At 68.7% G+C, this 14,439-nt stretch carries 16 protein-coding genes; 11 read left to right on the forward strand and 5 right to left on the reverse strand.

The window, feature by feature from the left end; all coding sequences use genetic code 11:
* Nucleotides 1-34 precede the first annotated feature (34 nt).
* Both R9B84_RS35590 and R9B84_RS35595 read left to right on the forward strand, forming a co-directional pair.
* A complete protein-coding gene (locus R9B84_RS35590) occupies nucleotides 35-1,342 on the forward strand; it encodes an MFS transporter (protein ID WP_423762030.1) in 1,308 nt (435 codons plus the stop codon).
* A 1-nt stretch (nucleotide 1,343) separates the two neighbouring features.
* A complete protein-coding gene (locus R9B84_RS35595) occupies nucleotides 1,344-2,474 on the forward strand; it encodes an amidohydrolase family protein (protein WP_423762031.1) in 1,131 nt (376 codons plus the stop codon).
* A gap of 24 nt (nucleotides 2,475-2,498) precedes the next feature.
* On the opposite strand, the gene R9B84_RS35600 is transcribed toward R9B84_RS35595, so the two are convergent.
* From R9B84_RS35600 to R9B84_RS35610, 3 genes are all read right to left on the reverse strand, one after another.
* Nucleotides 2,499-2,975: an SRPBCC family protein gene (locus R9B84_RS35600; protein WP_423762032.1), complete on the reverse strand. Its 477-nt coding sequence runs from the start codon at nucleotides 2,973-2,975 to the stop codon at nucleotides 2,499-2,501.
* A gap of 125 nt (nucleotides 2,976-3,100) precedes the next feature.
* Entirely contained in the window at nucleotides 3,101-3,586 is a 486-nt protein-coding gene (locus tag R9B84_RS35605) for an SRPBCC family protein (protein ID WP_423762033.1), read from the reverse strand.
* A complete protein-coding gene (locus R9B84_RS35610) occupies nucleotides 3,558-3,923 on the reverse strand; it encodes an ArsR/SmtB family transcription factor (RefSeq protein WP_423762034.1) in 366 nt (121 codons plus the stop codon). Before R9B84_RS35610 ends, R9B84_RS35605 begins: the two co-directional genes overlap by 29 nt.
* A 191-nt stretch (nucleotides 3,924-4,114) precedes the next feature.
* Here R9B84_RS35610 and R9B84_RS35615 point away from each other — a divergent pair, with 191 nt between their 5' ends.
* The 3 genes from R9B84_RS35615 to R9B84_RS35625 all read left to right on the forward strand — a co-directional run bounded on the left by R9B84_RS35615 (nucleotide 4,115) and on the right by R9B84_RS35625 (nucleotide 6,431).
* Nucleotides 4,115-4,645, forward strand: a complete 531-nt coding sequence (locus R9B84_RS35615) for a GNAT family N-acetyltransferase (RefSeq protein WP_423762035.1) — start codon at nucleotides 4,115-4,117, stop codon at nucleotides 4,643-4,645.
* Between the two features lie 34 nt (nucleotides 4,646-4,679).
* Complete coding sequence (locus R9B84_RS35620) at nucleotides 4,680-5,465, forward strand: YhfC family intramembrane metalloprotease (RefSeq protein WP_423762036.1); 786 nt, start codon at nucleotides 4,680-4,682, stop codon at nucleotides 5,463-5,465.
* A 387-nt stretch (nucleotides 5,466-5,852) separates the two neighbouring features.
* Nucleotides 5,853-6,431 (forward strand): hypothetical protein, encoded by a 579-nt coding sequence (locus R9B84_RS35625; RefSeq protein ID WP_423762037.1) that lies wholly within the window; start codon nucleotides 5,853-5,855, stop codon nucleotides 6,429-6,431.
* A 73-nt stretch (nucleotides 6,432-6,504) separates the two neighbouring features.
* On the opposite strand, the gene R9B84_RS35630 is transcribed toward R9B84_RS35625, so the two are convergent.
* Nucleotides 6,505-7,089: a TetR/AcrR family transcriptional regulator gene (locus R9B84_RS35630; RefSeq protein ID WP_423762038.1), complete on the reverse strand. Its 585-nt coding sequence runs from the start codon at nucleotides 7,087-7,089 to the stop codon at nucleotides 6,505-6,507.
* Between the two features lie 340 nt (nucleotides 7,090-7,429).
* On the opposite strand from R9B84_RS35630, the gene R9B84_RS35635 reads away from it, so the two are divergent.
* Nucleotides 7,430-8,134 carry an SDR family oxidoreductase gene (locus tag R9B84_RS35635; protein WP_423762039.1) on the forward strand — a complete coding sequence of 235 codons (705 nt, stop codon included), beginning with the start codon at nucleotides 7,430-7,432 and terminating at the stop codon, nucleotides 8,132-8,134.
* Nucleotides 8,135-8,189: 55 nt separating this feature from the next.
* Here R9B84_RS35635 and fabV read toward each other — a convergent pair whose 3' ends face one another.
* Entirely contained in the window at nucleotides 8,190-9,392 is a 1,203-nt protein-coding gene (gene fabV / locus R9B84_RS35640) for an enoyl-ACP reductase FabV (protein WP_423762040.1), read from the reverse strand.
* 161 nt (nucleotides 9,393-9,553) lie between these two features.
* Here fabV and R9B84_RS35645 point away from each other — a divergent pair, with 161 nt between their 5' ends.
* The 5 genes from R9B84_RS35645 (at nucleotide 9,554) to R9B84_RS35665 (ending at nucleotide 14,425) form a co-directional block, all read left to right on the forward strand.
* Nucleotides 9,554-10,087, forward strand: a complete 534-nt coding sequence (locus R9B84_RS35645; protein WP_011548968.1) for a GbsR/MarR family transcriptional regulator — start codon at nucleotides 9,554-9,556, stop codon at nucleotides 10,085-10,087.
* A gap of 88 nt (nucleotides 10,088-10,175) precedes the next feature.
* A complete protein-coding gene (locus R9B84_RS35650; RefSeq protein ID WP_423762041.1) occupies nucleotides 10,176-11,495 on the forward strand; it encodes an SDR family oxidoreductase in 1,320 nt (439 codons plus the stop codon).
* Nucleotides 11,492-11,962: a DUF2269 family protein gene (locus R9B84_RS35655; protein ID WP_423762042.1), complete on the forward strand. Its 471-nt coding sequence runs from the start codon at nucleotides 11,492-11,494 to the stop codon at nucleotides 11,960-11,962. The genes R9B84_RS35650 and R9B84_RS35655 overlap by 4 nt, the downstream gene beginning before the upstream one ends.
* Nucleotides 11,963-12,059: 97 nt before the next feature.
* Entirely contained in the window at nucleotides 12,060-12,929 is an 870-nt protein-coding gene (locus R9B84_RS35660) for a thiol-disulfide oxidoreductase DCC family protein (RefSeq protein ID WP_423762043.1), read from the forward strand.
* Complete coding sequence (locus tag R9B84_RS35665) at nucleotides 12,926-14,425, forward strand: TIGR01777 family oxidoreductase (RefSeq protein WP_423762044.1); 1,500 nt, start codon at nucleotides 12,926-12,928, stop codon at nucleotides 14,423-14,425. The genes R9B84_RS35660 and R9B84_RS35665 overlap by 4 nt, the downstream gene beginning before the upstream one ends.
* Nucleotides 14,426-14,439: the final 14 nt, after the last annotated feature.

Below are 14,439 nucleotides of genomic sequence, written 5' to 3' on the forward strand. Positions count from 1 at the left end.
GCGGGCGCGGATCGCCGCATCCACGGAGACAACCATGACATCCGCTTCCCCGGCGCTGGCCGCCGATCGCGAGACCGACACGTCGGTCGAGCAACGGGCCGTGCGCAAGGCCGCATGGCGCTTCATTCCGCTGCTCGCGCTGGCTTACTTCTTCAACTACCTCGACCGCACGAGCGTCGGGTTCGCGGCGCTCACGATGAACCGCGATCTCGGGCTGACCGCGACGCAGTTCGGCTGGGGCGCGGGGATCATGTTCGCGGGCTACTGCGTGTTCGAGGTGCCGAGCAATCTCGCGCTGTACCGCTTCGGCGCGCGCCGCTGGCTCGCCCGCATCATGGTCACGTGGGGGCTGATGGCGGCCGCGACCGCGCTCGCGACCGGGCCGACGAGCTTCTACGCGATCCGGCTGCTGCTGGGCATCGGCGAGGCCGGATTCTTTCCGGGCGTGATCTTCTTCCTCGCCGTGTGGTTTCCGGCGAGCTACCGCACGCGCGTGCTCGCGTGGTTCACCGTGTCGACGCCGCTGTCGTCGCTGATCGGCGGCCCGCTGTCGACGTGGCTGCTGCAGCTCGACGGCGCGCTCGGGCTCGCGGGCTGGAAGTGGATGTTCATCGTCGAAGGGCTGCCTGCGTGCGTGCTCGGCTTTTTCGTGCTGAAGCTGCTGTCCGATTCGCCGGCGGATGCCGCGTGGCTGTCGGACGACGAGCGCGCCGCGCTGCAGCGCGCGTTCGAGCGCGAAGGCGCGGCCGCCGGCCGCAAGAAGCGTTTCGGCGTCGCGCTGCGCGACGTGCGCGTGTACGTGCTCGCGCTGATCTCGTTCGGCTTCACGATGGGTTCGTACGGGATCGGCATCTGGCTGCCGCAGATGCTGAAGGCGCACGGCATGTCGACGATGCAGACGGGCTGGCTGTCCGCGGTACCGTATTTCTTCGCGACGGTCGCGCTGCTGTGGTGGGCGAAGCGGGTGGACCGTCGCGGCGGCCCGGTCGCGAACCTGGCGATCGGGCTGTTCATCGGCGCGGTGGCGCTCGGCGTGTCGACGCATTTCCTGACGCTCGGGCCCGCGCTCGTCGGCATCACGCTCGCGCTGATCGGCACGATCGCCGGCCGCACGATCTTCTACACGCTGCCGTCGCGATTCCTGTCCGGCCAGGCCGCGGCCGGCGGGCTGGCGCTGATCAACTCGATCGGCGCGCTCGGCGGCTTCGCGGGCCCCTATCTCGTCGGCTACCTGAAGGACAGCTTCGGCACCTTCACGGCCGGCATGCTCGGCCTCGCGATCGTCCTGGCGATCACGACGCTGCTCACGCTGTCGCTGTATGCGTTCGACCGGAGCGAATGACATGGACACGACGATTTCGATCAAGCGACGCCGGCTGCTCGGCGCGGCCGCCGCGTCGCTCGCGCTGCCTGCGTTCGCCGATACGCAAGCGCCGGCCCACGATGGAGCTTCCCGCATGACGACGCAAGGCAACTATCTCGCGGTCCGCCCCGACTGGCTCGCGTCGGCGCTCGAACCCGCACTCGAGCCCGACCTGCCGATCGTCGACGCGCATCATCATTTCTATGAACGGCCGGGCTGGATCTACCTGCTCGACGACTATCTGCAGGACGCGCGCTCGGGCCACAACATCCAGGCGTCCGTCTACATGCAGGCGCAGACGCGCTATCGCGATTCCGGCCCGGCCGAGCTGAAGCCGGCCGGCGAGACGGCCTATGTCGCCGGCGTGACCGAGCCGCTGCAGCACGGCCGTCCGGCCGTCGCGAAAGGCATCGTCGGCCACGCGGACCTGCGGCTCGGCGAGCGCGTGCGCGACGTGCTGGAAGCGCATCTCGAAGCGGGGCGCGGGCGGTTTCGCGGGGTTCGGCACCTGACCACGTGGGATGCCGATCCGACGCTCGCCAATCCGCTGTCGGCGGTGCCGCGCGGGCTGCTGCTCGATCCCGCGTACCGGGCCGGCGTCGCGCAGCTCGCGTCGCTCGGGCTGTCGTATGACGCGTGGCTGTTCTTTCCGCAACTGCCCGAGCTGTTCGAGCTCGCGAAGGCGAATCCCGATACGCGGATTATCGTCAATCACTGCGGCGGCGTCGTGCGGATCGCCAGCTATGCGGACAAGCGGCCGGAGGTGTTCGAGCGCTGGTCGGCATCGATGCGCACGCTCGCGCAACTGCCGAACGTGTACGTGAAGGTCGGCGGGCTCGGGATGCGTATCAACGGTTTCGATTTCGAAAAGGGCGCGCGGCCGCCGTCTTCCGGGCAGCTCGCCGACGCGTGGAAGCCGTGGATGCTGACCTGTATCGAAGCGTTCGGCGCCGAGCGCTGCATGTTCGAGAGCAATTTCCCGGTCGACAAGGGCTCGTATTCGTTCGTGAACGGCTGGAATGCGTTCAAGCGGCTGACCGCGCATGCGAGCCCGGACGAGCGCGACGCGCTGTTCCGCGGCACGGTCACGCGCGCTTACCGGCTGGGCTGACGGCGCGTCACGGCACGCCCGCGCTCACCCTGCCTCGACCAGCGCCGCGAGCTTCGCCAGCGCCATGCGCCAGCCGGTCTCGTTGTCGGCGGCCGGCACGCCGGGCGGTATCCCGTCTTGCACGGCATCCACGCGCGTGCCGTCCGCTTCGTCGGACAGCGTGATCGTGATCGTCATGGCGCCGCGCAGCATCGGATCGTCGGTCTCGAACACGTCGATCTCGACGACCTGCTGGTCCGGCACGAGCGTGACGAAGCGGCCGTGGTAGGTATCGGTGCGCGCGGTGGTCTTGCCGGTGTCGGCCGACGGCGCGTCGTAACTCAGCGACACGCGCAGCGCGCCGCCTTCGCGCGCATCGTACGCATGCACGCGGCACGTCATGCCGTCGGGCACCTTCCATTGCTCGACGGCATGCGGATCGAGCAGCGCGCGGTAGACGCGCCCGCGCGGGGCGTTCAGGTGCCGGCTGACCCGGGTCGAATGCGTGTGCGTGTGCAACATGTCGCCTCCCGCGGAGCGCGCGCGACGGTGCACGCCGGATGCCGGCGTGTCGTCACGCTTCCTTCAGGAATCGTAGGCGCGGGCGGGGCGGCATGCAATGACCGCGCACGCGCACTCACCCGCGTTCAGCGCAGCGTGGCCGCGAATGCGTCGAGTTGCGTGATGCAGGTGTTCCAGCCCTCAAAGAAGCCGAGCGCCTCGTGGCGCTCGCGCGTCGCGGCATCGGGGTGCATCACGCGCGCCTCGTAGCGGCTGCCCGCAGCGTCGTCTGCCATCGTGACGATCGCCGTGAAGCCGAGCCACGGCACCTGCGGCCGCCAGCCGCCCGCGAGCATCGACGTGAACGCGATGCGCGCTTCGGGCACGATTTCGACGAAGCAGCCGGGATTGTCGCTCGTGCCGCCATCGGGGCCGCGCATGAACGTATGGAAGGCGCCGCCCGGCCGCAGGTCGAACGCGCGCACCTCGGTGGTCCACGGCTTCGGGCACCACCATTCCTTGAGCAGTTCGGGGTCGGTCCACGCACGCCACAGTGCTTGGCGCGGCGCGCGCAGCGTGCGCGTGATGACGAGATCGTGGGCTTCAGCGGGTTCGACGTGGCTTGCTGACATCGTGCTCCTCCTGATGGCGGCGTTCGACGAATTCGACGAGACGATCGGATCGCGCTTCCCACAGCGCGCGCTGCGCGGCGAGCCATGCCTCGGCCTCGGTCAACCGGCTGCCGACCAGCACGCAGGTGCGCGAGCGGCCGGTTTTGCGGGTCTGGACGAGGCCGCTGCGCTCGAGCACGGCGACATGCTTCATCAACGACGGCAGCGCCATGTCGAACGGCTCGGCCAGCGCGGAGACGGTCCGCTCGCCCTGGCCGAGCGCGCTGACGATCGCGCAGCGCGTCGGGTCGGCGAGGGCGTGGAAGACGTCGCTGATGCCGGGTTGAAAGTTAGCCATGCGGCTAAGTATAGGCGATGCAGCGGGAATTTTCGTCGCGTAGGATGATGGGGCGGTAACACGCGCCAACCCGCGCCGCGTTGCCGGACACCTGCCGCCGTTGCGCAAGCGTGGACGACCGGCTGGCGTTCTTTCCAATCCGGGCGCATGACGAACGAACGCGTGCGGCCGGGCTGATTACCGGAGATGGCATGACCGAACCTGTTACCGTCCGCCGCGTCGGCGCGCGCGACGCGAGGGCCTGTGTCGACGCGCTGGCCGACGTGCTGATCGATTGCGTCGAGGGCGGCGCGTCCGTCAGTTTCATGTTGCCGATCGAGCGGCCGACCGCCGTCGCGTTCTGGACGCGCGTGGCCGATGGCGTGGAGAACGGCGAGCGCATCCTGCTCGTCGCCGAGGACGCGGCCGGCCGGATCGTCGGCACCGTGCAGGTCGTGACCGGGCAGCCCGAGAACCAGCCGCATCGCGCGGATATCGCGAAGATGCTGGTGTCGCGGCACGCGCGCCGGCAGGGTGTCGCCGCGCGGCTGATGGCGGCGGCCGACGCGGCCGCGCGCGACGCCGGCAAGACCGTGCTCGTGCTCGACACCGTGACGGGCGGCGACGCCGAGCGGCTGTACGAGCGGGCCGGCTGGCAGCGCGTCGGCGTCGTGCCGAACTTTGCGCTGATGCCCGACGGCGCGCTTTGCGCGACGACGTTCTTCCACAAGCAGCTCGCGTAGCGGCGGGCATTCACGTCGCGCATCGGCATCCGCCATGCATCCCGTCGCCCCCGCGCTCCTGTTCGTCACGCTGGCGGCCGGTGTCCTCGCGTGGCTCGCGCCTGCGTTGCTCGCGGTCGCGTGGCGACGCCGCACGCAGGTGCCGTTGCGCGTGTTTTTCTACGGCATGCTGACCTTCTTCGTGTTCCAGCCGGTGCTGCGCATGTCGTGGCAGGTTCCGCTGTACCGCTGGCTCGCTCACGACCCGCGCTGGCATGTGCCGATGCTGGTGTTCGCGGCGTTGACGGCCGGGCTGTTCGAGGAATGCGGGCGCTGGGTCGCGTTCCGGTATCTGCTGCCGAAGCGGCGCGACGCGCAGACGGCCGTGATGCTCGGGCTCGGGCACGGCGGGTTGGAGGCGATGCTGCTGGTCGGTGTCGGATTCCTCGCGCTCGGCACGGGCTACCTGCTCGCGCATGCGGGCGTCGTCGTGCCTGAGGGCGTGCAGTCGCTGATCGGGTCGCAGTTCGCGGGCATGACGCTCGCGTCGCCGTTTCTCGCGCTGCTCGAACGCACGAGCGCGCTGGCCGCGCACGTCGGGCTGTCGCTGATCGTGCTGCAGGCATTCGTGCGCGGCACGAAGCGCTGGCTCGCGTATGCGATCGCGATCCATTTCGTGATCGACCTCGCCGTCGTGCTGCTGACGCGGTACTGGCATGTCGGTACCGTGCTGGTCGAGGCGATCCTGTTCGCGTGCAGCGCCGTGCTCCTGTGGCTCGGCATTCGCTGGAGCCGATGGGGGGCGGGCGCCGGTGACGCGCCCACGGGGCACGCCCGGTGACGCGCGTCGCCCGCTTCAGCCGTGCGCGGCGGGGTTCGAGCGCCGGGTGGCCGGGCGTTCTCCCGCGCACCACCGACTGGCGAGGCTGACGGCCATGCCGGCCGTGACGATCGCGATGCCGGCGAGCGCCGGGACACGTCCCCGGTCTCGCCGGGAACCGGGAGCCGGGAACCGGGAGCCGGGAGCCGGGAGCCGGGAGCCGGGAGCCGGGAGCCGAGAGCCGAGAGCCGAGAGCCGAGAGCCGAGAGCCGAGAGCCGGGCGGCGGGCGGCGGGCGGCGGGCCGCGCCGGAGGCCGGCCGAAAAGAAAAGCAGGGCCGGAAGCGTCGCCGGTCCGATATATTCACGCAGGAAGAACGCCAACAAAACGCCACGGACCCGCCGCCTCGATGAAACGCTCCCATGTCGCTCTCGCCCTCGCGGGCCTGCTCGTCGCACTGCCGATTGCCGCGTACGCGCTCGTCAAGCCGCTGCGCATCGTCGCGCCCGCGCTGATCCCAGGCGTGTCCTGCCCGAGCGCCGACATTTGCACTGACGATGTCGCGAAGCTCGGCGACGCGCAGCAGCTCTATCGCGACGGCTATGCGCGTGCGGCGGCGGCCGTCGGCGGGTTCCGCGCCGCGCCGCGCGTCGTGTTCTGTTCGACGCGCGCGTGCGCCGACGCATTCGGCCTCGGCCAGCGCGCGGCGCTGACGCTCGGCAATTTCGGCGTGGCCGTGGCGCCGCGCGGCTGGCAGACCTACTTTCTCGCGCACGAGCTGATCCATCACCGACAGGCCGAAGTGCTCGGCAACCTGGCCGTCGCGACCAAGCCGCGCTGGCTGATCGAAGGGATGGCGTATTCGCTCAGCGAAGATCCGCGCCATCCGCTGACGGAGCCGTTCGAATCGTGGCGCACGCGTTTCGATGCGTGGCATGCGGCGCTGGGCGGGCAGCCGCTGTGGGATGCCGCGCGGGCGGTCGAATAGCGCGGGAACACGGGAACACGGGAACACGGGAACACGGGAACACGGGAAGCGCGGCGCGCCGCTGCGCGCTTCGTTACGCCGGCGCAACAGGAGCGTCGCGTCCGTCGGTGAGCGTATCCCGTCCCGCGTCGAGGATCTCGTCGGCCAGCGCGGGATCGGTGCCGGCGATCGCACGCGACAGCACGAGCGCGCCGACCATCTGGCTGAAGACTGCGAGCGCGTCGCGGCGCGTCTGCGCCGGCGTCGCGCCTTCGGTCGCCACCATCCGTTCCAGCCGGTCGAGATACGCTGTCAGGCCGTGCGCGTAGCACGCGCGCGCCGCGTCGGTCAGTCGCGGCGCGTCGCCCGCGAAGCCGGACAGCGGGCACCCGGCCTCGACATTGTCGCGATGCGCTGCCGACAGATACAACGCCACCTGCGCGGCGAGACTGCCGGCATTCGGCGAATCCGCGCGGTCCTGCATCGCCTTTTCCATCACCTCGGCGACCAGCGCATCTTTCGACTTGAAGTGGTTGTAGAAGCCGCCCTGCGTGAAACCGGCTTCCTTCATCAGCTCCGTCAGCCCGACGGCGTCGACGCCGCGTACGCGGAACAGCCGCTCGGCAGCCGCGACGATCGCGCTCCGGTTCTCGGCAGCCTGCTGTCTTGATACGCCCATCGATCCCTCCCTGATTCTGCTGATCGCGTCGATTGAGAAACACAATGGCGATCACAATTGACATGCCTAGGCGGCGCGAACACAATGCACCGCAAAGACAATGGTGATCGACATTGATATCGAGTGTAGCCGACTTGGCGGGCAGTGCGAAGCCACGGCCGGAACACGGATGGAAATCGGTCGAGGTCTTTGGCGCCGCCGGATGACGGGCAGCGGACGGCTCACCGTCTGCCCCCGGCGGCGCAGCAATTCGGTACGCAATGGCAGCCTCGTTTTCCACCGGATCTCACGCGCGCGACGAGCCGGCGCGCAGGCGATTCATCATGCGAAAGGAACGATCATGAAGATCGAAGGTGCAGTCGTTTTCGTGACGGGCGCAAACCGCGGGCTCGGGCTCGAGTTCGCGAAGCAGGCGCTCGCAAGAGGGGCGCGGAAGGTCTATGCGGCGGCGCGCGATCCGGCCACCGTGGCGCTGCCGGGCGTCGTGCCCGTCAAGCTCGACGTGACCGATCCGGCGGCCGTCGCCGCGGCGGCCGACGCGGCGCGCGACGTCACGCTGCTGATCAACAACGCAGGCATCGCGCGGCTCGGCAGCCTGACGGACGACGGCGCGCCCGACGCACTGCGCGATCACTTCGAAACCAACGTGTTCGGGATGCTGGCGATGTCGCGGGCGTTTGCCGGAACCCTCGCCGGCCATGGCGGCGGCGCGATCCTGAACATCCTGTCCGTCGCGAGCTGGGTGAACCGGCCGATCCTGGCGGGCTACGGCGTGTCGAAATCGGCCGCGTGGGCGCTGACCAACGGGCTGCGTCATTCGCTGCGCGAGCAGCGCACGCAGGTCGTCGGGCTGCATGCCGGTTTCATCGATACCGACCTGACGCGCGGCCTCGACGTGCCGAAGGCCACGCCGGACGACGTCGTGCGCCAGGCCTACGACGCGATCGAAGCGGGTGCGGAGGAAGTGTCGACCGACGAATTCACGCGCCACGTGAAGGCCACGCTGTCGTCGGGCGTCTATCTGGAAGAACCGGCGCCGCGTTGACGCCGCCGGGAAGCTCGGCCCGCCGCCCGCGCTGTGCGCGCGGCGGGCCGTGCCGTCAGGCCGTGGTGTCGATGATGCCCGGGATCTTCACGTCCGGGTTCACGTCCGCGTCGTAGTCGACGCCGGCGATCTCGAAGCCGAACAGTCGCAGGAAGTCGGTCTTGTAGCCGGCGAAGTCGGTCAGCTCGTACAGGTTCTCGTTCGTCACGTGGTCCCACTGCGCGGCGACCTTCGCCTGCACCTGCGGATCGAGTTCCTTGTAGTCCGCGCGCAGGCGGCCTTCTTCGTCGACGTGCGGCGTCGCGCCGTACAGGCTGTCCTTGAGGAGCCCGTACACCTGCTCGATGCAGCCTTCGTGCGTGCCGGTTTCCTTCATCACCTTGAACAGCAGCGACAGGTACAGCGGCATCATCGGGATCGCCGAGCTGGCCTGCGTGACGACGGCCTTCAGCACCGACACGCGTGCATCGCCGCCGTGCGCAGCCAGCTTGTCGCGGATCGACAGCACCTTCTTGTCGAGATCCTTCTTCGCTTCGCCGATCGAGCCGTTCCAGTAGATGTCGTGCGTGATCTGCTCGCCGAGATACGTGAACGCGGTCGTTTTCGCGCCGTCGGCCAGCACGCCGGCTTCATCCAGCGCGTCGATCCACATCTGCCAGTCCTCGCCGCCCATCACGGCGACGGTGCCGTCGATCTCTTCCTGCGTGGCCGGTTCGAGCGCGACTTCGCGGATCACTTCCTTGTCGGTGTCGAGGCCGCGGAACGTGACCGACTTGCCGATCGGCTTGAGCGTGGAGCTGATCGTTTCGCCCGTCTTCGGGTGCGTGCGGCGCGGTGCCGCGAGGCTGTAGACGACGAGATCGACCTTGCCGAGATCCTGCTTGATGGTGTCGATCGTGACCTGCTTGACCTTGTCGGAGAATGCGTCGCCGTTGATGCTGCGCGCATAGCGCCCCTTTTCGGCGGCGAATTTCTCGAACGCGGCGCTGTTGTACCAGCCGGCCGTGCCGGGCTTCGATTCGCTGCCGGCGCGCTCGAAGAACACGCCGAGCGTGTCCGCGCCCGAGCCGAATGCGGCCGAGATTCGGGCGGCGAGGCCGTAGCCGGTCGACGCGCCGATCACGAGCACCTTCTTCGGGCCGTTGGCGATCGGGCCGTGCGAAGTTACGTAGTCGATCTGTTCCTTGACGTTGGCTTCGCAGCCGACCGGATGAGTCGTCACGCAGATGAAGCCACGCACGCGCGGTTTGATGATCATGGAAACCCTCTAGTCAGTAAGGCAGAAACGGCCTGAAATCGGAAAAATCCCGCGCATTGTAAAGGAAGCGGCGGATCGCGGGCGGGCGCGACCGGAAGGTGCCGGATCGTCCGGTTATTTCTCTCTTGACAGAAATAACTGAAATGAATAAATTTCCCGACATGGAACTCACACCGATTGCCGAACGATTCATTCTCCACTGGGGCGAAATGGGCTCGCGGTGGGGCGTCAACCGAACCGTCTCGCAGATCCACGCGCTGCTCTACCTGGCCGGCCGGCCGGTCGCGGCCGACGAGATCGCCGAGACGCTCAACGTCGCGCGCTCCAACGTCAGCACGAGCCTGAAGGAGCTGCAGGCGTGGCGGCTCGCGAAGGTCGTGCATGTGCTGGGCGATCGCCGTGACCATTTCGAGACGTCGACCGACATCTGGGAACTGTTCAAGCTGATCGTCGAAGGGCGGCGGCAGCGCGAGATCGAGCCGACGCTCACGGTGCTGCGCGATTGCCTGACGAGCCCGGAGATCGCCAACGAGAGCCGCGAGACCGAACAGCGCATCCGCGACACGCTGCAGTTCGTCGAGACGCTCACGACCTGGTCGGACGAGATGCTGCGGCTCAAGCCCGATACGCTGATGAAGGCGCTCGGCATCGGCGCGAAGATCAGCCAGACGGTCAGGCGCAAGCCGTCGAAGTAAGCGGTAACGGAAGTGCGGGCACGCAGCCCGCTTTTTTCGGGATTGATATTTCTGTCTGTACAGAAATAACTGTAAAAATAGGATGAAAATGAACGCAGTCTTGCCGTCGACCGGCCAGAGCGGCCGCACCGGGGAACGCCGCATGACCGTCCTCGTCTGCGGCGCGAACGGCTTCATCGGACGGGCACTGTGTGCGCAGCTCGAAGCCGGCGGCCATCGCGTGCTGCGCGGCGTGCGCGATGCGGCCGGCCCGCGCGACGTCGCGATCGACTTCGCGCAGGACGTCGATCCCGACGCGTGGCTCGCGCGGCTGAGGGGCGTCGACGTGGTGATCAATGCGGTCGGCATCCTCGCCGATCAACGCGGCGCGACGCTCGACGCCGTGCATCGCGCCGCGCCGTGCGCGCTCTTTACCGCGTGCTGCCGTGCGCGTGTGCGGCGCGTGATCCAGATCTCGGCGCTCGGCGTCGAGCGCGGCGATACGCGGTACTTCGCGAGCAAGCACGCAGCCGACCGTTTCCTGCAGACGCTGCCGATCGACTTCCGGATCGTGCGTCCCGCGCTCGTCTACGGCGCGGCCGGCACGTCGGCGCGGTTTTTCCGGATGCTCGCGAGCCTGCCCGTGCATGCACTGCCGGCGGGCGGCCATCAACGGCTACGTCCCGTGCACGTCGACGACCTCGCCGAACTCGTCGCGCGGCTCGTCGCTCAGTCGTTCGATTCGCCTGCGGCCGGCAGCGCGGTGATCGACGTGGTCGGCAACGACGAAGTCGAATACCGCGAGATGCTGGCCCGCTACCGCGCCGCGCTCGGGTTTCCGCCGGCCGCCGGCGTCACGCTGCCGGGCCCGCTGGTCGGCGCGGCGGCCGCGCTGCTCGGCACGCTGCCGGGCGCAATGCTCACTCGCGACACGTGGACGATGCTGCGCGGCGGAAACACCGGCGATCCGGCGGCTGCCGCGGCCGTGCTCGGCCGGCCGCCGCGCGGCATCGGCGGTTTCATCGGCGCGGACGCGGCCGCGCTGCGTCGCGACGCGCTCGCGATGTGGCGGCGCCCGTTGCTGCTGGGCGCGCTCGCGATCGTGTGGATCTGGACGGCCATCGCAAGCGCGTTCATCCATCCGCTGCAAGCGAGCCTCGCATTGCTCGCGCATGCGCACCTGACGGGGCTGCCTGCGCTGGTGGCGCTCTACGCGGCAAGCGCGCTGGACTTCGCGTTCGGCATCGCGACCGTCGCCGCGCCGTCGCGCCGCCTGTGGGTTGCGCAAGCCGCGCTGATCGTCGCGTACTCGGCCGTCATCGCGGTCACGATGCCGGGCCTGCTGGCCGAACCGTTCGGCCCCGTGCTCAAGAACGTGCCGATTCTCGCGATCCTGTTGATCCTGTTTTCAGAAGAAGAACACGTATGAATACCTATCTCGTCGTCAAGGCGCTGCATATCCTGTCCTCGGTGCTGCTGGTCGGCACCGGGTTCGGCACCGCGTTTTATCTGTTTTTCGCGAACCGCACGCGGTCGGTGCCCGCGATTGCGGCCGTGTCGCGGCTCGTGGTGCGCGCGGACTGGTGGTTCACCACACCGGCCGTGATCTTCCAGCCGGCGTCCGGGTTGTGGCTCGCGCATACGGCCGGCTGGCCGTGGCATACGCCATGGCTCGTCGCGTCGATCGTGCTGTACGCGATCGCCGGTGCGTGCTGGCTGCCGGTCGTGTGGCTGCAGGTCGAACTCGCCGCGATGGCGAAGCTCGCTTACGTGAACGGCGCCGCCGCCTTGCCGGAGCGCTACTGGCGCTATGCGAAGCGCTGGGAGCTGCTCGGTTATCCGGCGTTCTTCGCGATGCTGTCCGTCTACTTCCTGATGGTGATCAAGCCGATGTAGGCGCGTCGCCGCCGCACGGGAGCGGCGGTGCGGCGCACCTGAAAACAGTCAATCGATCGATTCATGATGCTTGCGATAACAAGAAGGAGTGCAAATCATGGATTCACATGAACTCGTGCTGTACTTCGACGGACGGTGTCCGTTATGCGTCGCGCAAATGCGGCGTCTCGGGGCATGGAATACGCGACACCGGCTGGCGTTCGTCGATATCGCCGAGCCGGGTTTCGATCCGGTGCCGCTGGGCGTCGACCTGCCCGCGCTGAATCGCGAGCTGCACGCGCGTCTGCCCGACGGACGCATGCTGACCGGCATGGACAGCATCCTGGCCGCCTATACGCTGGTCGGGCGCCGCTGGCTCGTCTGGCCGCTTCGCGTGCCGGCGATGCGCGACGCGCTCGCGCCGCTGTATCGTCGCTTCGCACGCAACCGGCACGCCGTTTCGCGATGGCTCGGCTATCACGCCGAAGCGCACTGCGACGGGCAGGCGTGCCGCATCGGCACGGCAGCCGAAAGCACGGCGGCGGATCGCCCTGCGCGCGACACCGCGCGCCGCATCGTCGTGCGCTGGATGTATGTCGCGGCGATCGTGCATCTGCTCGTCGGCGTGGCCGTTCCGTGGCTCGCCGGCGCACCGCTCGCCGATGCGTATCACCGCGGCATCGAGCTGCATTTCTGGGCCGGCGCGGCACCGGAACCGGCGCGTGCCCAGCAGATTTGGTGGATGTCGCTGATCGGCGCGACGGTGCAGTGCGCGTCGGTCTGGATGCTCGCGCTCGTCCACCTCGGCAACCGGTTGCGCACGCGGGAAGTATGGGGATGGCTGCTGGCCGGCCTGCTGGTCTGGGCGCCGCAGGACATGCTGTTTTCATTGCAGGCCCATGTGTGGGGCCATGTGGCGATCGACGCGGCCGCACTCGTCGCGATGGTTCCGCCGCTTGTCTGGCTGTTGAGGAGGGATACCGTATGAACACCTTGCCTGCCTTCGACTGGGCGCTCAACCTGCTGATCGTGCAGGGCGCGATGGGCGCATTCGATACGCTTTATCACCACGAACTCACGCAGGACCTGCCGCACAGCCCGCGCGCGCGGCTCGAACTGGCGATTCATGCGGTGCGTTCCGTGCTCTACGGCCTCGTGTTCGCATCGATCGCGAACGTCGCGTTTCACGGCGCCTGGGTCGCGGCGATCGCGGCGGTGGTGCTCGTCGAAGTGGTGCTGACGTTGTGGGATTTCGTCGTCGAGGACCAAAGCCGCAAGCTGCCGGCGACCGAGCGCGTGCTGCACACGCTGCTGGCCGTCAACGGCGGCGCGCTGTTCGGATTGCTCGCGATGCAACTGGCCGTCTGGGCGCACGAACCGACCGCGCTGCACGCGATCGACGTCGGCTGGCGCGGCTGGCTGCTCAGCCTGTTCGCCGTCGGCGTGACGGTGTCGGGTATCCGCGACGGGATTGCCGCGTGCCGCATCGCGCGACGCGCTCCGGTCGCCAATCCGTTCGCGGGGCAGCCGGCCGGCAACGTGCTCGTCACCGGCGGCACCGGTTTTATCGGCGAAACCCTCGTGAACCAACTGCTCGATGCTGGGCATACGGTCACGTTGCTGGCGCGCGATCCGCTGCGCGCGGCCTACCTGTTCCAGGGCCGCGTGCGCAGCGTGACGTCCATCGAACAGTTGCGACCGCACGAGCGCTTCGACACGGTGATCAATCTTGCGGGCGCGCCGGTGCTGGGCGCGCGCTGGAGCAAGCGCCGGCAGGCGCTGCTGCTCGCCAGCCGCGTCGGCGTCACGGAGTCGCTGATGCGCTGGGTCGAGACCGCCGAGGTCAAGCCGCGCACGTGGATCCAGGCATCCGCGATCGGCTACTACGGCGTGCGTCCGGCCGACGAACGGCTCGACGAGGGCAGCAGCGCCGGCACCGGTTTCATGTCCGAGCTGTGCCGGCAGTGGGAGCGGTCCGCGCAGCCGCTGGAGCGCCATGGGGTGCGCACGGTGGTGCTGCGGCTGGGCATCGTGTTCGGCCCCGGCGGCGCGTTGCGACCGATGCTGCTGCCGCATTACTTCGGGATGGGCGGACGCTTCGGCGACGGCGCGCAAGTCATGAGCTGGATCCACCGGGACGACGTCCTGCGGATCATCGCGCGCGCGATGTCGAACGCGGGCATGCACGGTGTCTACAACGCGGTGGCGCCCGGTGCATTGACCCAGCGCGAGTTCGTGCAGGCCGTGACGAAGGTGCTGCGCCGCCCCGCATGGCTGCACGTGCCGGCCGCGCCGCTGCGCTGCGCGATGGGCGAGATGGCCGAGCTGCTGCTGGACGGGCAGCGGGTGATGCCGGCGCGGCTGCATCAGGACGGCTTCATGTTCCGGTTCCCGACCGCCGAGCACGCGCTGCGTGACCTGACGAATCGGCCGCACGCCGATTTCGCGCGGCCGGCCTGCCGTTTCCCGCAACGTCGTGTATAAATTCGACGTGACCG

The organism is Burkholderia sp. NLJ2 (genome assembly GCF_049487195.1).
GTDB lineage: Bacteria > Pseudomonadota > Gammaproteobacteria > Burkholderiales > Burkholderiaceae > Burkholderia > Burkholderia pyrrocinia.